The sequence below is a fragment of the Sphingomonas sp. genome, from assembly GCF_035555815.1.
In the GTDB taxonomy this organism is placed as follows: domain Bacteria; phylum Pseudomonadota; class Alphaproteobacteria; order Sphingomonadales; family Sphingomonadaceae; genus Sphingomonas.
This window is the reverse complement of sequence record NZ_DATMGG010000045.1, coordinates 1-20,386: the sequence shown is the minus strand read 5'-3', so window position 1 is coordinate 20,386 and position 20,386 is coordinate 1. Positions and strand designations below refer to the sequence as shown.

Annotated in this window: 21 protein-coding genes, 2 tRNA genes and 1 pseudogene; 14 read left to right on the top strand and 10 right to left on the bottom strand. The window is 67.0% G+C overall.

Annotated elements, in window-relative coordinates:
• Positions 1–77, top strand: a tRNA-Met gene (locus VNR91_RS02555).
• Here VNR91_RS02555 and VNR91_RS02550 read toward each other — a convergent pair.
• Complete coding sequence (locus VNR91_RS02550; protein ID WP_325489224.1) at positions 56–1,207, bottom strand: recombinase family protein; 1,152 nt, start codon at positions 1,205–1,207, stop codon at positions 56–58. The two genes, VNR91_RS02555 and VNR91_RS02550, sit on opposite strands and share 22 nt — an antisense overlap.
• On the opposite strand from VNR91_RS02550, the pseudogene VNR91_RS13530 reads away from it, so the two are divergent.
• Positions 1,096–1,617, top strand: a pseudogene (locus VNR91_RS13530) (recombinase family protein); the annotation flags it as partial. The gene VNR91_RS02550 and the pseudogene VNR91_RS13530 sit on opposite strands and share 112 nt — an antisense overlap.
• A 308-nt stretch (positions 1,618–1,925) precedes the next feature.
• On the opposite strand, the gene VNR91_RS02540 reads toward VNR91_RS13530, so the two are convergent.
• From VNR91_RS02540 to VNR91_RS02515, 6 genes are all read right to left on the bottom strand, one after another.
• Entirely contained in the window at positions 1,926–2,414 is a 489-nt protein-coding gene (locus VNR91_RS02540) for a hypothetical protein (RefSeq protein ID WP_325489222.1), read from the bottom strand.
• Between the two features lie 63 nt (positions 2,415–2,477).
• Positions 2,478–3,185 (bottom strand): phage major capsid protein, encoded by a 708-nt coding sequence (locus VNR91_RS02535; RefSeq protein ID WP_325489221.1) that lies wholly within the window; start codon positions 3,183–3,185, stop codon positions 2,478–2,480.
• A gap of 385 nt (positions 3,186–3,570) precedes the next feature.
• Positions 3,571–4,212, bottom strand: coding sequence for a helix-turn-helix domain-containing protein (locus tag VNR91_RS02530; protein ID WP_325489220.1), 642 nt, complete (start codon positions 4,210–4,212; stop codon positions 3,571–3,573).
• A gap of 147 nt (positions 4,213–4,359) precedes the next feature.
• Positions 4,360–5,505, bottom strand: a complete 1,146-nt coding sequence (locus tag VNR91_RS02525) for a glycosidase (protein ID WP_325489219.1) — start codon at positions 5,503–5,505, stop codon at positions 4,360–4,362.
• Complete coding sequence (locus VNR91_RS02520) at positions 5,502–6,260, bottom strand: SDR family oxidoreductase (protein WP_325489218.1); 759 nt, start codon at positions 6,258–6,260, stop codon at positions 5,502–5,504. Before VNR91_RS02520 ends, VNR91_RS02525 begins: the two co-directional genes overlap by 4 nt.
• Before the next feature lie 36 nt (positions 6,261–6,296).
• On the bottom strand, positions 6,297–7,202 hold the full coding sequence (locus VNR91_RS02515; RefSeq protein ID WP_325489217.1) for an alpha/beta hydrolase: 906 nt from the start codon (positions 7,200–7,202) through the stop codon (positions 6,297–6,299).
• An 18-nt stretch (positions 7,203–7,220) separates the two neighbouring features.
• Here VNR91_RS02515 and VNR91_RS02510 point away from each other — a divergent pair, with 18 nt between their 5' ends.
• The 7 genes from VNR91_RS02510 to VNR91_RS02480 all read left to right on the top strand — a co-directional run bounded on the left by VNR91_RS02510 (position 7,221) and on the right by VNR91_RS02480 (position 14,462).
• On the top strand, positions 7,221–8,567 hold the full coding sequence (locus VNR91_RS02510; protein ID WP_325489216.1) for a protein adenylyltransferase SelO family protein: 1,347 nt from the start codon (positions 7,221–7,223) through the stop codon (positions 8,565–8,567).
• Positions 8,568–8,605: 38 nt separating this feature from the next.
• On the top strand, positions 8,606–10,021 hold the full coding sequence (gene astD / locus VNR91_RS02505; RefSeq protein WP_325489215.1) for a succinylglutamate-semialdehyde dehydrogenase: 1,416 nt from the start codon (positions 8,606–8,608) through the stop codon (positions 10,019–10,021).
• A 249-nt stretch (positions 10,022–10,270) separates the two neighbouring features.
• Positions 10,271–11,059, top strand: coding sequence for a uroporphyrinogen-III C-methyltransferase (gene cobA / locus VNR91_RS02500; RefSeq protein ID WP_325489214.1), 789 nt, complete (start codon positions 10,271–10,273; stop codon positions 11,057–11,059).
• Complete coding sequence (locus VNR91_RS02495; RefSeq protein WP_325489213.1) at positions 11,056–11,352, top strand: DUF2849 domain-containing protein; 297 nt, start codon at positions 11,056–11,058, stop codon at positions 11,350–11,352. Before cobA ends, VNR91_RS02495 begins: the two co-directional genes overlap by 4 nt.
• A gap of 276 nt (positions 11,353–11,628) precedes the next feature.
• The gene (locus VNR91_RS02490) at positions 11,629–13,263 is read left to right on the top strand and encodes a nitrite/sulfite reductase (protein ID WP_325489212.1); all 1,635 of its coding nucleotides are present in this window, start codon (positions 11,629–11,631) and stop codon (positions 13,261–13,263) included.
• Positions 13,256–13,708, top strand: a complete 453-nt coding sequence (locus VNR91_RS02485; RefSeq protein WP_325489211.1) for a DUF934 domain-containing protein — start codon at positions 13,256–13,258, stop codon at positions 13,706–13,708. The genes VNR91_RS02490 and VNR91_RS02485 overlap by 8 nt, the downstream gene beginning before the upstream one ends.
• Positions 13,701–14,462, top strand: a complete 762-nt coding sequence (locus tag VNR91_RS02480) for a phosphoadenylyl-sulfate reductase (RefSeq protein ID WP_325489210.1) — start codon at positions 13,701–13,703, stop codon at positions 14,460–14,462. The genes VNR91_RS02485 and VNR91_RS02480 overlap by 8 nt, the downstream gene beginning before the upstream one ends.
• Positions 14,463–14,483: 21 nt before the next feature.
• Here the strand turns inward: VNR91_RS02480 and VNR91_RS02475 are convergent, their stop codons facing one another.
• Together VNR91_RS02475 and VNR91_RS02470 are read right to left on the bottom strand one after the other, a co-directional pair.
• A complete protein-coding gene (locus VNR91_RS02475) occupies positions 14,484–14,798 on the bottom strand; it encodes a hypothetical protein (protein WP_325489209.1) in 315 nt (104 codons plus the stop codon).
• A gap of 121 nt (positions 14,799–14,919) precedes the next feature.
• A tRNA-Ser gene (locus VNR91_RS02470) sits at positions 14,920–15,009 on the bottom strand.
• Between the two features lie 131 nt (positions 15,010–15,140).
• On the opposite strand from VNR91_RS02470, the gene hspQ reads away from it, so the two are divergent.
• Positions 15,141–15,521: a heat shock protein HspQ gene (gene hspQ / locus VNR91_RS02465; protein ID WP_325489208.1), complete on the top strand. Its 381-nt coding sequence runs from the start codon at positions 15,141–15,143 to the stop codon at positions 15,519–15,521.
• 97 nt (positions 15,522–15,618) lie between these two features.
• Here hspQ and VNR91_RS02460 read toward each other — a convergent pair whose 3' ends face one another.
• Positions 15,619–18,162, bottom strand: a complete 2,544-nt coding sequence (locus tag VNR91_RS02460) for a TonB-dependent receptor (RefSeq protein WP_325489207.1) — start codon at positions 18,160–18,162, stop codon at positions 15,619–15,621.
• Between the two features lie 326 nt (positions 18,163–18,488).
• Here VNR91_RS02460 and rplU point away from each other — a divergent pair, with 326 nt between their 5' ends.
• The 4 genes from rplU to VNR91_RS02440 form a co-directional block, all read left to right on the top strand.
• Entirely contained in the window at positions 18,489–18,869 is a 381-nt protein-coding gene (rplU, locus tag VNR91_RS02455) for a 50S ribosomal protein L21 (protein WP_325489206.1), read from the top strand.
• Positions 18,870–18,896: 27 nt separating this feature from the next.
• Positions 18,897–19,166: a 50S ribosomal protein L27 gene (rpmA, locus tag VNR91_RS02450; RefSeq protein WP_325489205.1), complete on the top strand. Its 270-nt coding sequence runs from the start codon at positions 18,897–18,899 to the stop codon at positions 19,164–19,166.
• 135 nt (positions 19,167–19,301) lie between these two features.
• Positions 19,302–19,859, top strand: a complete 558-nt coding sequence (locus VNR91_RS02445; RefSeq protein WP_325489204.1) for a GNAT family N-acetyltransferase — start codon at positions 19,302–19,304, stop codon at positions 19,857–19,859.
• Between the two features lie 198 nt (positions 19,860–20,057).
• Positions 20,058–20,386, top strand: a 329-nt coding sequence (locus tag VNR91_RS02440) for a TetR family transcriptional regulator (protein WP_325489203.1), incomplete at its 3' end; no start/stop codon positions are given.

Here is a 20,386-nt window from a genome sequence, read left to right as displayed (position 1 = left end):
GGCGGAGTAGCTCAGCTGGTTAGAGCAGCGGAATCATAATCCGCGTGTCGGGGGTTCAAGTCCCTCCTCCGCTACCACTTTGGCAGCCCCCCAGGGGGTTGCCCCCCTCCACGGTGAATTGGTCAAGCCACGTGGCGACGTTGGCGCACAAGCGCCCTTCCCCGTCGCGGGACAATGTGACGGACGCGACCACTTCGCGAACGAGTCGGTGCAGGTCGCCGCGATCGTCCAGCAGATGCAGCGCCATGGCCAGCTTCGCCCGATTCGCCTTGAGGCGTTCGGCGAATGCGGTGACGGCGGTCGGGTGCACTATGACGTTTGACGCGGGCGGTTCCCGCTCCAATTCCGCGCGTAGCCGATCACGTTCGGCGCCTAATGCCCTGGCGGCGTCGTTCATCGCCTCGGGGTCGCCTAGGCCCTTAATCAGCAATGCCGTGATGCTCGCCAACTCCTTGCCGATCGCCTTGAGTCGCGTTTCAATCTTGGCGCGCCGTGCAATTAATTGCGCGGCTTCCTTGTGGCGCCCTTCCAACCATACGTGGGCGTAGCGGCTAACCTGTTCCGGGGTCGCCAACTCATGCGTGAGCGTGTCGATAACCAACGTCTCAACATCGTCCAGATAGAATGTTTGGGGCTTCGGGCAGGCCCCCGAATTGGTATGTGCCGAACAACGGAGGCGGGTTCGGCCACTCTTGTCCACGCCTGCAACTGCCATGCCGCTGCCGCACGCGCCGCACTTGATAAGGCCCGATAGCAGCCGCTGGGGGCGGCGCTGCGTGACAGGTGCGTCCGGCTTCGATCTGGCCTCTAGCTGGTTTTGAACGGCGTCGAACAGGTCAACGGGCACAATCTCCAATTCCGGCGCCTCGGCGTGAAGCCATTCGCTCTTGGGGTTGGGCCGCGACAAGCGCTTGCCCGTGTCGGGGTCTTTGACCATGCGGACCTTGTTCCAGACGATCAGCCCCTTGTAGATCGGGTTCCGCAACATCCCCGTGCCCCGGCTGGCGAAGCCATAGAGCGCGGACGGCGCCCACAGCTTGCCGCGTGGCGGGGTGACCCCTCCGCGCCATCCTCTACGCGCGTTATTCGACGGACCTGCAAAACGAGAAATCCGTTGATGATCAATTCGCCCTATGTCGCGCTTATGCGAAGCGGGAGGGATATCAGATCGCGGCCGAATGCCACGACGCGGCGAAGTCCGGCGCATCCATGTTCGGACGCGACGGGCTGCAAGACATGCTCGCCGCCGCCTACGCAGGGAAGTGCGATGCCGTCATTGTCGAGGCGTTGGACAGGCTGTCGCGTGACATGGAGGACTTAGCGGGCATCCATAAGCGCCTGACGTTCGGCGGCATCAAAATCCTCGCCGTTCACGACGGCGGAGAGGCCAACACCGCCATGGTCGGCATGAAGGCCGTGTTTGCGCAGATGTTCCGCGAGGACGGCGCGAAGAAGGTCCGGCGTGGCATGGAGGGGCTGTTAGCGGCGGGCAAGACGGCTGGGGGGCGTGCTTACGGGTATGCCCACGATCCGGCGAATCGTGGCGCGCCCATGATCGTGCGCGAGGAAGCCGAAACCGTCCTGCGCATCTTTCAGGAATACCATGCCGGTACGTCGCCCAAGGCGATATGCCGCGCGCTCAATGATGAGGGCGTCAGCGCCGACGCAGCCCAGCAGATATTCGAGCAACGGCGCAAGCAACCGATCCGGCCCGGCGCGCAGCACCTGCTTGGCCAGATGCGGGGGATTGTGGTGCGGCGAGACGATCTCACAGACAGCCGAGACGCTGCCGTCCTTCAATTCGTCCAGCAGCCCCGAGACCCCGCCCGGCCGCGCCTCCAGCCGCATGGCGCACGCCAGCGTCGGGCGGAGCGCGACGGCCCCGCCCCCGAGGTTCACGGTGATGACGCTGGCGGGGTGCACGATCAATCGTCCTCGCCGACCGTGGCGTTAACGGGAACAATTTCACCGCTGATCGCCAGATTGAAAGTCGTTCGCAGGAAGTCGGAAGCACCGCCAACATTGTTTCGCGCCGATACCACCACGGCTCGGAAATAGACGATCGAATTGGTCCCGGTCGGGCCGGGCTTGTCCATGAACTCGACCTTGATATTATATTCGAACGGCGTTGCCTCGGCCGCGCGAAGCGCCTGTTGACCAAGGTCAAGCGGGTCGCGGGCGACGACAAGCGGACAATCCCCGTTGTCGCGAATACCCTTGCGCTTGATGACCGCCGAACGATCGATCAGCTTAGCGGACAGGATTTCAGACTCGCCGCCAAAGTCGCCGATGTCCTGAATACCGCCAATGGCCTTATAGGTATCGAGGGCGAAGCTGGCGGCGTCGGATGCGGCAAGGGTCGTGCCGATACTAACCTTGGTGTTGGTCGTTGCGGCAATTGCAGAATCGGACACGGCGATATCCTTTCAATTTATGGGAGGGGCTGGGGATGACAAAAGCTGTCACCCCCCGCTGGATCAGGAAGCGGCGATCTTGAGAGCCTTGAAGGCTTCGGCCTTCACCACGGCCCCGCCGACGCGACGACGCCAATGGAAACGGGTCTGACTGGAAACCGCCGCGCTATAAGGATCGCGAAGCATCGTGAGCGCGATGCGATCAACGATGCGATAGCCCTGCGCGAAGTCGCCAAGGATGGGGGCGGCGATGTGCAGGATGTCGCGGCGATCATAGACCCGCTGCCCCTTGTCACCCGTCACGCGGTAGAGCGGTTCGCAGGTGGTCCGGTCCAACTCGACCGACACGGCCGGGGGGCTGAACCGGATCAACTCGCGCGGCTCGCCTCCGACGCGGTTGATGAACGCGAAGCCGTTTCCGTGCAGCAGTGCGTCGCGGGTCAGTTGCTCGCGGAAGCTATGGGCGTCGGTCCAGTCGTTCGCCTGATCGTGCAGGATGGCATAGGCCGGATGGTCCGTGGCCCGGCTGCGATCGTTATCCGTGCCCCGCTCATAAACGTGGAGCGGGAGTCCGCCCACGGCCTCGCTGATCGCTTCCACGGCGGCACGGACAGCGGGCGAGCGCATGGCGTTGGCTGGGGTGACGGAAATGCCGGAAGCGGCCGGGGTCGCGCCGAACAGGTCCAGCAGCGCGTCGTCTGAGCTGGCAAGCGAGCGCGTCTCGCTCTGTTGGCGGGCTTCAAACCCAAATAGACGGGAGATAATCGACAAGGTGGCACCCTAGACAAGCAAGTTAGCTGCTTGCGGGGGCCTCCCGCTCTGTTGTCACACTCGCCCTTCGGGGGACAACCAAGCGAACGATGATTAACTAAACAAAATCGGAAACGCAATCCGGCTGGCGCTGATCTTGTGCCACGTCATCGAATGCGGGGCTCTGGCGCGCGGCGCCTTCTCTCTATTCGGGCAACTCCCTCCGTAACCTTCCCCCGAAAACAAATGGAAATTCAGGCGTGCGTGAGCGCGCCTGCGGGGATGTCTTTTTCTACGTAGTTGGAAAAGACGGATGGAAGGGGAGAATATGAACGTAGTGAATATTCTATCCTTCTGTGTATGAATCGGCTCATGTAATGGCTCAACTAATGGCTCAACTATCGGCTCAAACTGCCCCCGTTTTTGAGCCATTAGGTGAGCCGATTGCCGCCCCGATTTTGCTCGGTCCGTAGGCAAGTGCGGTCAACTCTTGGAGGCTCTGGGGATAGGATTCCACCGGCTTTGCGGGCTTCGGTTTTGGTTTCGGATGAGCGGGCGGTGGTCCCTTCGCTTCCTGCTTCACAGCCGCCAGTGCCGCGTGCTCGTTCGCATACCCCAGCCGCTCCCAATCTGTCGGTCGGATCGCCTCGGGCGACAAGTGAATGGCGTGCGCGGTCGGGCGGATATGCGACACGGAAGGCTTGCCGTCGAACGCTCCGTTTTCGCGCTCGATAAGCCCGTGCTGCTCCAGAACGTCGAGTTGGCGTTTGAGGGTGGCCAATGACTGGCCGGTGCGTCTGCACCAATCCCGATAGGTATAGGCGGCCCATTTCCCGCCCTTGCCGGGTCGGGTCGCGCACGATTGCCGCCAGACCTTCATAATCTCCCCGAACAGCGCCTTGGCCTTGGGATAGCGTCTCCACAGCGCCCGGATGTCGCTGGTCTCCCGGATCGGCGATTCCGCTTGCAGCTTAGCCTTTGCCACGTCGGCGGTCACAGCGGCCTTAATCGCGGCGGTGGCCTGCGCGGACTTCAATTTGATGGTCACGGTAACGACTCCTAGCAGGCTGGGGCACTGGCGCGTGTTCGCCGCCTGGGCGGGCCGCTGGCGCGGAACGTGTAGGTTGGGCGGTTCAGAGGGTCGGCATTTCGGAGGGGAGGCTGCCAAGGCTGAATCGGTCCTCCGCTACCAACATCACAGCCCCGGTGATGACACCCGCCCTACCCCCGCGAAAGCGGATTTGGGGACGTGGGTGATGCGGCAGGCGAGGTCGGCCTCGCCGCTGGCCACCACATAGTGATCGCCCGCGTCGGCGATGCCGGTCGTGAACACGACATTGTCGAGATAGAGCAGATCGCGAATCGGATCGGTCAACGCCGGTGCCGGCTCGATCAGCGGCGCCGCTCCGCTGGCGACGATCACGCTGGGGTCGTCATGGTCGAGGATCGTCCAATAGGTGCGGTAGATGCCGACGACGCCCGACGGCTCGACGCCGTGCCACAGGCTGAGCCAGCCGCGTTCGGTGCGCACCGGCGGCGTGCCTCCGCCCATTCGCGCGCTGGTCACCGTGCCCGAACAGGGACGGATGCCGGGCTGGTCGCACGGCTTCCAGTGGAGCGCATCCGGTGAGGTCGCCAGGTTGATCGACGGACCCGCGCGCCATTCGCTATCGGGCGGATAGGCGAAATAGAGGTCGCCCAGCGGCCGGGTCTGCGCCCAGTAGCGGCCGTCGACCAGCCCCTCGAAGACCAGCATGTCCTTGTTCTGGTGATCGAGCACGATCCCCTCCAGCGTCCAGTCGAGCGCGTCGGTGGAGGTGTAGAGCGTGGTGGCATGGCGTTCGGGACTGACCGAACAGGTCGTCATCAGCCAGCGATCGCCGACCCGACTGATCCGCGCATCCTCGACGCCATAGCATTGGTACGATCGGCGCGGTTCGATCGCGCGGTCGTAATGGACCGCCTCGACCCGCAGGCCATCGGGCGACAGTTCGACCGGGAGCAGCCACGACAGCGAGGTCAGCGCCATCACCCGCCACCCGCCGCCGCGCATCATGAACTTGCGCGGGTCGCTGGTGTCGACCAGGTCGAGCGGCCAGGCATCGAGCAGATAGCGCCCGTCCGCCCAGCGGATCGCATGGATATGGCCATCGCGGATCGGATCGCGCAGCGCCTCCGCCACGCGGACCATCATCAGCAGATTGCCGCCGGGCAGCCGGGTGAGGCCAGGGTTGAACGCGCCCAGCACATAGGTTTCGGCATCGATGTGCCCGCGCAACGGCGACCGCGCCAGATCGACGTCCGGCGGGGTGAACACCAGGCGATCGACGGCAAAGGTCATTCCTTGTCCTGCTCGCGCGGGGCGATCGTCAGTTGCTGGACGACGGCGCGGCGCGGCTGGGTCAGCAGATAATGCACGCCGACCGCGATATCCTCCGCGCGCAGCATCGTCTCCTCGCGGATCATCCTGCGCTGCTCTTCGGCGGGAATGTCGGGATAGTGGAAGTCGGCCCCGGTCTTGCCCGGTTCCACCAGCGCCACCTTGATCCCCTTTGGCCCGAGTTCCTTGCGCAACGCCTCGGCGAACCCGGCGATGCCCGCCTTGATCCCGGCATAGACGGTGGAATGGGGGCCGAGGACATGGGCGCTCATCGATCCGATCAGCACGATATCCCCGCGATCGCCGAGCGCGTCGATCGCGGCATGGGCGCTCAGCAGATAGGCGGTGAAATCGGTGGCGATGGCGTAGCGCACTTCCGCCTCGCTCATCGTGCTCAGCCCTTCGGCGGGGATCGCGGCGTTGATCACCGCGACGTCGAGCCCGCCGAGCGCGCGGCCGGCCTCCGCGAAATAGCGCGCCACATTGTCCGGTTCGGCCAGATCGATCGCCATGCCCTGCCCACTGCCGACCTCGCCGATTCGCGCCAGGGCGTCGTCGAGATGGGTAGGATCACGCCCGCAGATATGGACGGCGGCCCCCTCCGACGCGAGCAGCACCGCGATCGCCCGGCCGATGCCGGTCGTACCGCCGGTGACGATCACGCGCTTGCCGCTCAGGCCGGTCACGCGGGTATGGGCATCGGTCGCGTCTGTCATGTGCGGTTCCTCCTGCCCCCCCACGGGTCAGACGGTTCAGGCCGGTGTCGGTTCCGCCGCGACCTTTTCGAGCAGCCGGTCGATCGCCGCCGCCGCCGCCGGCTCCTCCAGCGTCGGCGCGTGGCCACGGTCGGGCACCGTCACCAGTTCGGCGCGCTGGCCCAACCGCAACAGCATCGCGTCCGCGCTCTTCGCGCTCAGGATATCGGAAGTGCCGCCGCGCACCACCAGCACCGGCTTGCCCGCCAGCGCGTCCAGCGTGCGCCACATGTCCGGCCCGGCCTCATTCCCCGGCACGCGGAACGGCTCGGCGATCTTCATGTCATAGTCGAGCACGATCCGCCCGGCGGTGTTGAGCCGGTACAGCCGCTTGGCCATCGCCAGCCAGTCCTCGACGGAAAAGCGCGGATAGACCTCCGCATTCGATTCGGCGAGCGCGCGCGCCGCGTGCATCCACGTCGGATACCACGTCGCCTTCCCCACATAGCTGCGGATGCGCGCCAGCCCGGCCGGGTCCAGCTCCGGCCCGACATCGTTGAGCAGCGCCCCGGCGATCCGGTGCCGCTCCGCCGACGCGAGCAGCATCGTGACGATGCCGCCCAGCGAGGTGCCGAACGCGACGAACCGCCCGATCCCCAGATGCTCGAACAGCGCCTCGACATCCTGGAGATAGGTGAGCGGTACATAGCTCATCGGATCGGCGGCATAGGCGCTTTCGCCGCGCCCGCGGAAATCGACCGCGATCACCCGCCAGTCAGCGCTCAGCCGTTCGGCGACCGCGGCATAGTCGCGCGCGTTGCGGGTCAGCCCGGCGAAGCACAGGATCGGCGGGCGGCCGTTGCCGGCGTGCGCCGCGCCATATTCGCGATAGTGCAGCCGCAGGCCGTCGTTCGACCACCAATAGCCGTCCTGATATCCTGAAAGGTTGCGTCGATCGGCCATAGCCACCCATATCGCCGTATGACTGCGCCCCTGCAACCACAAGCGACGATCCTCGAACTCGGCGACGCCTTCTACGATCCGGTCGCGCCGGCGACGTTCCCGCAGACGATCCTGCGTTTCCGCAACGATCGCGCGGCGGCGCAGGTCGGGCTGGACGGCTGGGACGATGCCGAATGGATCGCGCATTGCGGCCGCTTCGCCCCCCTGCCCGGCAGCCTGCCCGCACCGCTGGCGCTGCGCTACCACGGGCATCAGTTTCGTGTGTACAATCCCGATATCGGCGACGGGCGCGGGTTCCTCTATGCGCAGTTGCGCGACGATCGTGGCCGGCTGATGGACCTGGGCACCAAGGGATCGGGCACGACGCCGTGGAGCCGGTTCGGCGACGGCCGGCTGACGCTGAAGGGCGGCGTGCGCGAGATCCTGGCGACCGAGATGCTCGAGGCGCTGGGCGTCGAGACCTCGCGCAGCTTTTCCCTGATCGAGACCGGGGAGGCGCTGACCCGCAACGACGAGCCGTCGCCGACGCGCGGCGCGGTGCTGGTGCGGCTCAGCCACGGCCACATCCGCATCGGTACCTTCCAGCGGCTCGCCTATCACCGCGACGAGGAGGCGATGCGGCGGCTGGTCGACTATGTCCTGCGCCACCTGCACGGCGAGCAACCGGGCGACGATGCCCCCGTCCGCCTGCTCGACAACGTCGTCGCCCGCGCCGCGCGGCTGGCGGCGCGCTACATGGCCGCCGGATTCGTCCACGGCGTGCTCAATTCGGACAACATCAACGTCACCGGGGAAAGCTTCGACTATGGCCCGTGGCGATTCGCCCCGCACTGGGACGCCGATTTCGTCGCCGCCTATTTCGATCACGCCGGGCTCTATGCCTTTGGCCGCCAGCCCGAGGCGATCCATTGGGACGTGATGCAGCTGGCGGTGTCGCTGCGTACCATCGCCGCGGCCGAGCCGCTGATCGCAGCGCTGGATCGCTTCCCCGAACGCTATCAGGCCGAAGTGACCGACGCGATCCTGTGGCGGCTGGGCGTGGTCCCGCGCGGCACCGGCGACGACCGCGCGCTGGTGCAGGCGATCGAGCGCGGCCTGCGCGCGTCGCAGGTGGGGATCGACGATTTTTTCCACGCCGGCTTCGGCGGCATCCTCCCGCCCGACGACGGCTTTGACGAGGCGCGCGCCGCCATCACCGGTTACCGGCCACGCAAAGCGCGTGCGGCGTGGTGGGATGGCGCCCCCTGTTCGATGCTGATCGATGAGGTCGAATCGATCTGGTCGGCGATCGACGAGCGCGACGACTGGGCGCCGCTCCATGCCAAGGTCGCGCAGGTTCGCACGCTGGGCGAGGCGCTGGCCTGACCCTTGGCAATCCCCCCGATTCGCGGCAGGACGGGGCGATGAGCGGCACAGAGATCGTATCCACCGAACCCGCCACCGGCGCGGTGCTGTGGCGGCGCATGGCAGGCGACGTCGACGCGGAGGTGACACGCGCCCGCGCCAGCTGGGCGGAATGGGCGGCGCGCCCGCACGCCTATCGCATCGAGACGATGCGCCGCTTCGCCAACGTGGTCCGCGCGCGGATCGACGCCTTTGCCGACCTGATCGCACGGGAAACCGGCAAGCCGCTGTGGGAAGCCCGGACCGAAGTCGACACCGTCATCAACAAGGTCGACATCTCGATCAGCGCCTATTCCGAACGCACCGGCCAGCGCCGCAGCGAAGGGGCGATGGGCGCGCGCATGGCGCTGCGGCACAAGCCGCACGGCGTGCTGGCGGTGCTGGGGCCGTATAATTTCCCGGTCCACCTGCCCAACGGCCACATCGTCCCGGCGCTGCTGGCGGGCAACGCGGTGGTGTTCAAGCCGTCCGAAAAGACCCCGGCCTCCGCCGAATTCCTGGTCGAATGCTATCACGCCGCCGGCGTGCCGGAAGGGTGCGTGCGGCTGCTGATCGGCGGCGCGGACGAAGGACGGGCGCTAGCCGGGCATGACGGCATCGACGGGTTGCTGTTCACCGGATCGGCGCGCACCGGCATCGCCCTCAACCGCACCTTCGCCGACAAGCCGGAAAAGATCCTGGCGCTGGAGATGGGCGGCAACAACCCGATTCTGGTGTGGGACACCCCCGATCTCCACTCGGCGGCGGTGCTGGTGGTACAATCCGCCTTCACCTCCGCCGGGCAGCGATGCACCGCCGGCCGCCGGCTGATCGTCGACCAGAAGCTGGCGGAACCGCTGCTGGTGGAGATCAACAAGATCGTCGACCGCCTGATCGTCGGCGAGCCCCATGCCGATCCGCAGCCGTTCATGGGGCCGGTGATCGACAACGACACCGCCGACATGCTGACCGAAAGCTTCCTCGCGCTCTCGGCGATGGACGGACGGCCGCTGCGCCACCTCCAGCGGCCGGTCGAGGGCCGGCCGTTCCTCACCCCCGCGCTGATCGACATGACCGACGCGAAGGAGCGGCCCGACGTCGAACTGTTCGGCCCGATCCTCCAGGTGATCCGCGCGACCGATTTCGATGAGGCGATCGCGGAGGGGAACGCCACCCGCTACGGCCTGTCGGCATCGCTGATCAGCCAGAATCCGACGCTGTACGACCGGTTCTGGGCCAATATCCGCGCCGGCATCGTCAACTGGAACAAGCCGACCAACGGCGCCGCGTCGTCGGTGCCGTTCGGCGGGATCGGCTGGTCGGGCAACCACCGGCCCAGCGCCTATTACGCCGCCGATTACTGCGCCTATCCGGTCGTCTCCAGCGAAGCCGATCAGGCGCGGGCGACGATCGGCATCGGTTTGCGCGACGGATAGGCCGGCGGGCATCGGATCGACCGCGCCCGCGCATGGTGTTTGCCCTGTGTTTTTCGCCACCTCGGCCTTGTGCCGGTGGGCTGGGGTGCCGGGGGGATGCAAGGCTGACGCGTCCGGGAAAGAATGCGCGTCCATCGGATAGCCGCCGGGATCGCCATCCGGTCTGGAACCCGTCCCGATAGATTGGCTAGGCGTGGGCCAAGGATCGATAGGTTGCCCGCCACCGCGCATCGCTCCATCTGCACCGCCATGCCGAGCCTTCTCGATCCCACCACGCGCGGGCGCGTGATCCTTGTCGGAGCCGGTCCGGGCGATCCCGGCCTGCTCACCGTGCGCGCGGTCGACGCGCTGCGCATCGCCGACGTCGTCGTCCACGACGGGCTGATCGATCCACGCGTGCTCGATCTCGCCCCCCCCGCCGCGCACCGCATCTCGGTCGCCAAGCGCCGCGCGCGCCATACGCTGCCGCAGGAATCGATCAACGCGCTGATCGTCGCGCATGTGAAGGCGGGCGCGATCGTCGTCCGGCTGAAGGGCGGCGACCCCTTCATCTTTGGCCGCGGCGGCGAGGAAGTCGAGGCGGTACGCGCCGCCGGCCTGACGGTCGAGGTGATCCCCGGCGTGTCGGCCGCGCTGGGCTGTGCGGCGGAAGCGATGCTGCCGCTCACCCACCGCGACTGGTCGAGCGCGGTCAGCTTCGTCACCGGCCAGTGCAAGGGGCTGAAGGACCAGGACTGGTCCGGGCTGGCGGGCAAGGGGCGCACGCTGGTCATCTACATGGGCGTCGCGACCTGCCCCGACATCGCCGACAAGCTGATCGCCGACGGCGTGACGCCGGACATGCCGGTCGCGGTGCTGGAAAAGGGCACGCTGCCCGGCCACCGCGCGCTGCGCACGCTGCTCGCCGACCTTGGCCCGATGGTCGAGCGCGAGCGGGTTGGCAGCCCGGCGATCATCGTCGTGGGCGAAGTGGTGATGCTGGCCGACGCCGAGGACAAGATGGCCGCATGGGCCAAGGCTGCGGAGGTGCTCGCGTGAAATTGCTGACCGGAAACGACCTGCCGACCGGCGACGTCGTGTGGTGGACCGGCGGCGGCTGGTCGCGCCATGTCGAGGACGCGGCCGACGTCGGCGACGGCGGCGAATCGATCGCCCATGCCGAGGAAGGCGCGCGCCGGGTCAACGGCCCCTATGTAATCGACGCCACCGCCACCCCGAACGGCCCGCGGCCCGCCCATATCAAGGACCGCATCCGCGCGCTCGGCCCGACGGTGCGGCCCGACCTGACGCTGAAGCCCGCCGATCCGGGTGCGGGGAGCTGGGTAATATGACCGGGGTTCGAGCGGCGCCGCGAGGACGTCTGGTTCACGCGGAGGCGCGGAGACGCGGAGATCGTTCGCCGGTGGCACCCGCCCGCGCAAGCGGGCAACGCCAGCTCTGCGGCCAGCGGATTATCGAGCCGCTGCGCGGCAGGCGCGACACCTCCGCGTCTCCGCGCCTCCGCGCGACACCATCTTTCTTCTTCGCGGCTTCGCGGATTCGCGTGAACCCGCCCGGCTTCCCCGCACCCACACGCCGAAGCGCGACGACAATCAGGCCCACCGCCCATGTATAAATACGACAACTACGACCAGGCGATCGTCGATGCCCGCGTCGACGAATTCCGCGATCAGGTGAACCGCCGCCTGTCGGGGGCGATGACCGAGGACCAGTTCAAGCCGCTGCGGCTCAAGAACGGCCTCTACCTCCAGCTCCACGCCTATATGCTGCGCGTCGCCATCCCCTATGGCACGTTCGACAGCCGCCAGATGCGGATGCTGGCGCACATCGCGCGCAAATATGATCGCGGTTACGGCCATTTCACCACCCGACAGAACATCCAGTACAACTGGATCAAGCTGGAGGACGCGCCCGACATCCTGGCCGAGCTGGCCACGGTCGAGATGCACGCGATCCAGACCAGCGGCGAGAGCATCCGCAACCTGTCGTCCGACCAGTTCGCCGGCGCCGCCGCCGACGAGATCGCCGATCCGCGCCCGTGGGCGGAGCTGATCCGGCAGGCGACCACCTTCCACCCCGAATTCAGCTACCTGCCGCGCAAGTTCAAGATCGCGGTGACCGCCGCGGACGAGGATCGCGCCGCGATCCGCCTGCACGACATCGGGCTGAAGCTGGTCCGCAACGACGCCGGCGAGATCGGTTTCCGCGTCTATATCGGCGGCGGCATGGGGCGCACCCCGTTCGTCGCGCCGCTGATCCGCGAATTCCTGCCCGCCGGCAACCTGATCAGCTACATCGAGGCGACGCTTCGCGTGTGGAACCGCTGGGCGCGCCGCGACAACATCCACAAGCAGCGCATCAAGATCCTGGTCCACGATCTGGGGCGGGAGGAATTCACCCGCCAGGTCGAGGCCGAATGGGCGGCGATGCTGCCCAACGGGAGCGACGTGCCGCAGGCCGAGTTCGACCGCATCGCCGGCTATTTCGCGCCGCCCGCGTTCGAGACCGGGCTGAGCGATGACATCGACCTGTCCGATCCCGCCTTCGCCCGCTGGGTCGACCAGAACGTCGCCGCGCACAAGGCGCCCGGCCACGCCATCGTCACGATCAGCCTGAAGCCCGAAGGCGGCATTCCCGGCGACGCCTCCGCCGAACAGCTCGACCTGATCGCCGACCTGGCCGAACGCCACGGCTATGACGAGCTGCGCGCGACCCATGCCCAGAACGTGGTGCTGCCGCACGTCCGCAAGGCCGATCTCTACACCGTGTGGCAGGCGCTGACCGCCGCCGGCCTCGCCTCCGCCAACCTCGACCTGATCAGCGATATCATCGCCTGCCCCGGCCTCGACTATTGCAGCCTGGCCAACGCGCGATCGATCCCGGTGGCGCAAAAGATCGCCACCCGCTTCGCCGACGCCGACCGCCAGCGCGACCTGGGCGAACTGAAGCTCAAGATCAGCGGCTGCATCAACGCGTGCGGCCACCACCACGCCGGCCACATCGGCATCCTGGGCGTCGATCGGAAGGGTACGGAGAACTACCAGCTCCTGCTCGGCGGATCGGGCGCGGAGGACGCCAGCCTGGGCAAGATCACAGGCCCCGGATTCGACGAGAACGGCATTGTCGACGCGGTCGAGAAGGTCACCGACGTCTATCTGCGCGAGCGGTCGGACGGCGAACGCTTCCTCGACACCTATCGCCGGCTGGGCATGGAACCGTTCAAGGAGGCGATCTATGGGTGATGTTCGGGTGCCCGCTGACGACGACAGCCACCTGCGTTTTCGCGACGATGAGCCGCATGAGGAGCCGGCGGTCACGCTCGACGCCTTCCTCGGCCAGTCCAACGCCACCGCGGTGCGGCTGGAGGCCGGCGACGACGCGCGCGCGCTGATCCCCTATCTCGACCGGCTGCGGCTGATCGAGGTCGCCTTCCCCCGGTTTCGCGACGGACGCGGTTATTCGGCGGCGCAGATCCTGCGCGAAGCGGGCTATACCGGCGAATTGCGCGCCGAAGGCGACGTGCTGGTCGACCAGATCCTGTTCATGCGCCGCTGCGGCTTCGACAGCTTCGCGCCGCTGGCACCGATCGACCCCGCCGTGCTCGATGCCACGCTCGCCCGCTACGAGTTCGTCTATCAGACCGCCGCGGACGCGCGGGTGCCGGTGTGGAAGCTGCGGCATGGCTGAAGCGGCGCGCGCGCTCGACCGGATCGACCTGACCCCGCGCTGGACCGCCGGCGACGCGATCCGGCTGAACAACATGTTTCGCGGCACCGATACGCCGTCGATGCTGCGCGCGCTGTTCGCCGATCACATGCTGGGCGACGTCGCGCTGGTGTCGTCGTTCGGCACCGAATCGGCGGTGCTGCTCCACCTCGTCGCCAGCGCCGACGCGTCCGTGCCGGTGCTGTTCCTCGACACCGGCAAGCATTTCCCCGAAACGCTGGCCTATCGCGACCTGCTGGCCGACCGGCTGGGGCTGAACCTGCGCGTTCTCACCCCCGACCCGACCGAGATCGCCGCGCGCGACGAGGCGGGGCTGCGCTGGTCCTACGATCCCGACGGCTGCTGCGAGCTGCGCAAGGTCAAGCCATTGGAGCGCGCGATGGCCGGGTTCGACGCCAGCATCACCGGGCGCAAGGCGTTCCAGGCGAGCACGCGCAACGCGCTGCCCCGTTTCGAGCTGGACGGGGATCAGGTGAAGGTCAATCCGCTGGCAAGCTGGACCCGGGCCGACATCGACGCCTATTTCGCCGACCACGCGCTGCCCCGGCACCCGCTGGAGGCCGAGGGCTATGCCTCGATCGGCTGCGCGCCGTGCACCAGCAAGGTCCGGCCGGGCGAAGACCCGCGCTCGGGCCGCTGGCGCGGCTGGGACAAGACCGAATGCGGTATCCACACCCCGGTCAAGGACGGCGACCCGGAGCAGCCGAGCTTCTAGCGCCGCTTCTGACCGCGCCTCTCACTCGTCGGGGGGAGATGCGCCAAAGGCGAGGGCTTCCGCCGATCCGACCTCATGTTCGCCCGCGAACAGCTGGTCCAGCCGGGTCTTGATTTCCGACCGATATTTCGTCGACGCGATGCTGCGCGGCGCGGCCAGCGACACCTCGTCGGCGATCGCGTTCTTGATCCGCTCGACCGCCTGCCCGTCGAGCACGTTCGCGCGCTGAAGTTCGATACACAACTGCACCAGGCCCACCGCCGTCGCCTGCGCGCGAAGGCCGACGTTGGTCAGGTCGAAATGAAGCTTCCTCTGCTTTTGGTACGGCTGGGTCATTGCGCCTCTCCTCTCGCGCGCAGTGTAGCGCATCGCCGAGCACGACCGCCAGCGGACGCATCGGAAAGACGCGCGCGGTGCCCCGCGTTGCCGCCTGGAGGAGCCGCAGCATCTGGCGAAGTGGCGGAGAGGGAGGGATTCGAACCCTCGGAACGCTTGCACGCTCAACGGTTTTCGAGACCGCCCCGATCGACCACTCTGGCACCTCTCCGCATGAGAACGGGCGCATACGACAGCCTTGAGGAGGCCGCCGCCGGTCGTTGGAGCGGGGCGATTAGCGAAGAACATCGTCGCCCGCAAGCGCTCGCTTGTGCAGACGCGAAGAAGCCCTAGATTACCAGCATGACTCATCTTCCCGCCCGTACCGAAAGCCTTGACCCCGCCATCGCCATGCCGCCGGTCGCGACCGCGCGTTTCGCCATCGGCGAGGTGGTTCGCCACCGCCTGTTCGATTTCCGCGGCGTGATCTTCGACGTCGACCCGGTCTTCGCCAACAGCGACGAATGGTATGAGGCGATTCCCGAGGGCATCCGCCCGCGCAAGGACCAGCCGTTCTACCACCTGCTCGCCGAAAACGCCGAATCGAACTACATCGCCTATGTCAGCCAGCAGAATCTGGTGCCCGACGACAGCGACGAGCCGGTCGATCACCCGGCGATTCGCGGCCTGTTCGACCAGCTGATCGACGGCCGATACCGGCTGCGGCCCGAACACCGCCACTGAGGCCGGACGAACCGCGCAAAAAAAGGGGGCCGCGTGGCCCCCTTTTCGTATCGGCGTGTCATGGGCGGGGGAGAGGGCGTCCCCTCCCCCGCTCCGATCAGAAGTTGAACGCCACGCGCCCGTAGAGGAACCGGCCGTTGAACCCGAACGGCGAGAAGCTCGAATAGGGCAGGAAGTAGCTGTTCGGGGTGAACGGCGCGACCGTCGGCACCCGATCGGGATAGACGTCGAACACGTTGTCCGCGCCCACCGCCAGCGTCACCTGCTCGATCGGGTGCACGCGCACCTCGACGTCGGTGATCCACTTCGGCGTCAGCGTATAGTCGCCGGCGATCGTCCCCTTCGGCGCATCGACCGCGCCGCCGGTGCCGGGCGAGAACACCGAGCCGTAGCGATTGGTGCGCACCGTCGCACCGAGCAGGCCGGCATCCCAATCGACCGACACGTTGACCTTGCTGCGCGGCTGGCCGTCGGTCAGGCGATAGGATTCGGACCGGCCGAACAACAGCACTCCCGGCAGCGATGGCAACGAGGCCCGGTCGGTGATCTTGGTCTCGTTGTAATTGTAGCCGGCGGTCAGCACGAACTTGCCCGCGCCGAATTCCGGCAGGCGATAGGTGCCGACGATGTCGACGCCCTGGGTGCGCGTGTCGACGCCGTTGACGAAGAACCGCGCCGAAGTGACGTTGGTGATCCCCGCCCCGGTGAGCAGGCTGACCACCGCCGCGCCGGTCAGGTTTTCGGTGAGGGTGACGCGGTCGTCGATCTTGATGTTGTAATAGTCGGCGGTCAGGCTCAGCCCGCGTACCGGGTTGAGCGCGATGCCGCCGGCGTAGTTGAACGCCTTTTCCGGCTTGAGCTGCTTGCCGCCCAGCGCCAGCCCGACCGCGCTGGTCGCCGGGAAGGTGCCGACCTCGATCAGCTGCGCCACCCCGCCGACCACGGTGTTGTTGGTCGAGGTGGTGGTGAAATACTGCTGCGCCAGGCTCGGCGCGCGGAAGCCGGTCGACACCGATCCGCGGATGGCGATGCCCTTGATCGGCTCGAACCGTGCGGCCGCCTTGCCGTTCACCGTATCGCCGAAGTCCGAATAATGTTCGTAGCGGCCGGCCAGCTGAAGCGTGAAGGCGTCGCTGATGTCGGTGTCCAGCTCGGCATAGCCGGCGAAGCTGTCGCGCGACACGTCGAGCGCGTTGCTCGGGCGGAAACCGGGGAACACCTGCGATCCGCCGCCGGCGTTGTATGGCGGCAGCGAATAGGGGCCGTTGATATAGCTGTCGACCTCGCCCGCGGTGATCTTGAAGTTCTCCTTGCGGTACTCGCCGCCCAGCGCGATGCCCATCCGCTTGACGAAGCTGACGCCCAGATCATGCGTGATGTCGAGGTTGGCGACGGTCTGGCTCGACGCGATGCCGCCGGCATTGAACTTGCGCGGACTGTCGACCCCGGCGAGCGAGGCGTTCCAGGTGTTGGAGACGCCGTAGCGCAGCTCGTTCGAGCCGTAGACCACCGACAGGTCGGCCTTCCACCCATCGGCGAACTCGCCCTTGACGCCGACCGCGCCGGACACGTCCTCGACCTCGCTCTCGATGAACGGCAGGAAGCCGTCGGGATAGAACGGCACGAACGTGGTGGTCGACGCGCCGAAATCGCGGTTGCGCGCGTCGTTGGGGCGGCGGAAGAAGCCCGCGGCGTCGGCGTTGCGGATGCCGTAGCTGCCGAAGCCATAGACTTCCCAGCCCGCGCCCAGATCGGCGCCGGCGTTGAGGAACAGGTTATAGTCGACCGCCTTGCCGTCGCCGAAGCGGTGGTTGAGCCGGTTGGCGGTCAATTCGCGCGGATCGGTCAGCGAGACATATTGCTGGCGCGGATCATAACCCGACCGGTTGGTCGGATCGCGATCGCGGAACTGGGCGGAGAAAGTGAAATAGCCGCTGTCGCCGATCGGCAGGCCCAGCCGGGTCGCCAGCGTCAGCGTCGCCCCGTCATGCGCCTTGCGATCCTTGCCGGTGGTGGTCAGCTGCAACGTGCCGTCGGGGTTGAGCGTCGGCACCCCGCCGCTGGTCGCGACGCCGGTGACTTCCTGGATCCCGTCGACGCTGGTTTCGTACTTGCCCCAGGTGATCGACCCGCTGACGCCTTCCTTGCGCGACAGCTGGATGTTGATCACGCCCGCGATCGCATCCGAACCATATTGCGAGGACGCGCCGTCGCGCAGCACCTCGATCCGGTCGATCGCGATCGGGGGAATTTCGTTGAGGTCGACAGCGGTCGATCCGCGACCGACCGACCCGTTGAGGTTGATCAGCGCCGACTGGTGGCGCCGCTTGCCGTTGATCAGCACCAGCGTCTGGTCGGGCGCGAGGCCGCGCAGCGTCGCCGGGCGCAGCGAATCGGTGCCGTCGGTGAGCGAGGGCTGCGGGAAGTTGAACGACGGGACGAGCTGGTTGAGCACCTTGTTGGTCTCGGTATAGCCCGAATTGCTCATCTGATCGCCGCCGATCACGTCGATCGGCACCGGGCTGTCGGCGATGGTGCGCCCGCCGATGCGCGAACCGGTGACGATGATCGTATCGCCGGGATCGTTGCTGGCCGACGGCGCCTCCTGTGCGAACGCCGGCGTGGCACTCAGTGCCACCATCGACACGCCGACCGAAAGAATCGTTGCTAGAGACCTGCGCATGACGAGATCACTCCCTTTTGAAGATGGGCGGGAGTCTTGGAAGCTCCCTGATGGCGAGGAATCTGCGGTCGATGCCCGCTCGTAACAAGAGCGTCATAGTTTGTGATGGAATAGAAACACTATCGTGTGTCTTTCAGGCAACGCTGGCCGGGGGGCGCCCAAAGCCTCGCCGGTGGCCGGCAAAAGGTTGACAGCCACGCCGCTCTCGACTAGCTGCCCCCTTCCTCCCGGGCTGGCTCTGTGCTGGCGCGGGGTACATGCATTCTAGAAGAGTTCGAAAGCCCATGTTCGCAGTCGTGCGCACGGGCGGCAAGCAATATCGCGTTGCCGCCGGAGACAAGATCGTCGTCGAGAAGATCGACGGGGAAGCCGGCGCGTCGGTGACGCTCGGCGATGTGCTGCTCGCGGGCGAGGGTTCCGACCTTCAGCCGACCGACGGCCTGACCGTTGCCGCCGAGATCGTCGCGCAGGCCAAAGGCGAGAAGGTCATCGTCTTCAAGAAGCGTCGTCGCCACAATTATCGCCGCAAGAACGGCCACCGCCAGAATCACACGATCCTGAAGATCGTCGCGATCGGCGCGGCCGAGAAGAAGGCGAAGGCCGCCCCCAAGGCGAAGAAGGCGGAGGCCCCGGCCACCGACGAAGCGCCGGCGGCGCAGGCGTAAGACTGAATCAAGCGAGAGTAGACAGCAATGGCACATAAGAAAGCAGGCGGCTCTTCGCGCAACGGTCGCGATTCGGCAGGCCGTCGCCTTGGCGTGAAGAAGTTCGGTGGCGAAGCTGTCGTCGCCGGCAACATCATTGTGCGTCAGCGCGGGACCAAGGTCTATCCGGGCACGAACGTCGGTATCGGCAAGGACCATACCCTGTTCGCGCTCGTCGACGGCCGAGTCACGTTCAAGCAAGGCAAGCTTGGCCGCAAATTCTGCACCGTCGAGATGATTGCGGCCGCGGCCGAATAACGGGCAACCGGCCGGGTTGCCCACCAGGGCGACCCGGGTTCCGAAACGGAACCGAACCAAGGGAGACGGGTCGCCCCGGCTCCCTTTTTTCTTGCTCCCTCCACCGACCGACACGGCGAGACGAGGAGAGTCATGATGTTCGCGAGAACCCCGAGATTGACGCTGCGGCCCGGCTGGGCGGAGGATGCGCGCCCGCTGGCCGCCGCCATCGCGCATGAAAGCGTCGTCACCCGGCTGGCGCGCGCGCCGTGGCCGTACGAGCCGCACCACGCCGAAGAATTTCTGTCGCTGAAGCGCCGCGCCGACGAGGTATCGTGTCTGATCCTGGCGCATGAGGGCGCCGCGCAGCCCCGGCTGGTCGGCGGCATCGGCCTTCACGCGGAAGAGGACGGCCATGAACTCGGCTATTGGCTGACCCCGGATGCCTGGGGGCGCGGCTATGCCAGCGAGGCGGGCAAGGCGATGGTCGACATCGCCCGCTATGCGCTGGGGCTGAAACGGGTCAACGCCTGGCACTGGATCGACAATCCGGCATCGGGCCGGGTGCTGCGGAAGCTGGGTTTCCGGTCGACCGGGCGCGTCGCGCACCGCGAATGCCGGGCGCGGCGGCGCCAGCTGCCCGCGACGACCTATGCGCTCGACCTGACCGGCGGGGCCGACGACGACCGACCGGCGATGTGCATGGCCGCGTGAGGTTCGCGGCGGCGAAATCGGCCGTCATCCCGACGCAGGCGGGAATCCAGGGCAATCGAGGGCGCCCCATGTGACCCCGGATTCCCGCCCGCGCGGGGATGATGTTTCCACTGGGAGGCACGCCCCTCGCCCACCCCCTCTCCGCGCGCTCGGGAGGGGGTGTTTTCCTTTCCAGCGACTTGGCTCTACAGACCTTCGATGCTTGCCACCCGGAAACGCCTGTCTCCCGAAGAATCGCGCGACGCCGCGCTCGACGCCGCGCGTGCGCTGCTGGTCGAAAGCGGCCCGCAGGCGGTGACGCTGAAGGCGGTGGCGGCACGGGTCGGGCGGACCCACGCCAACCTGCTCCATCATTTCGGATCGGCCGCCGGGCTGCAAAAGGCGCTGATCGCGCGCATGGCCGGCTATACCACCACCACGATCCGCGAGGCGGTGCTGCGCGCGCGCGACGGCGACCATAATCCGCGCGAGGTGGTCGACCTGACCTTCGCCGCGTTCGATGAAGGCGGCGCCGGGGCGCTGGCGAG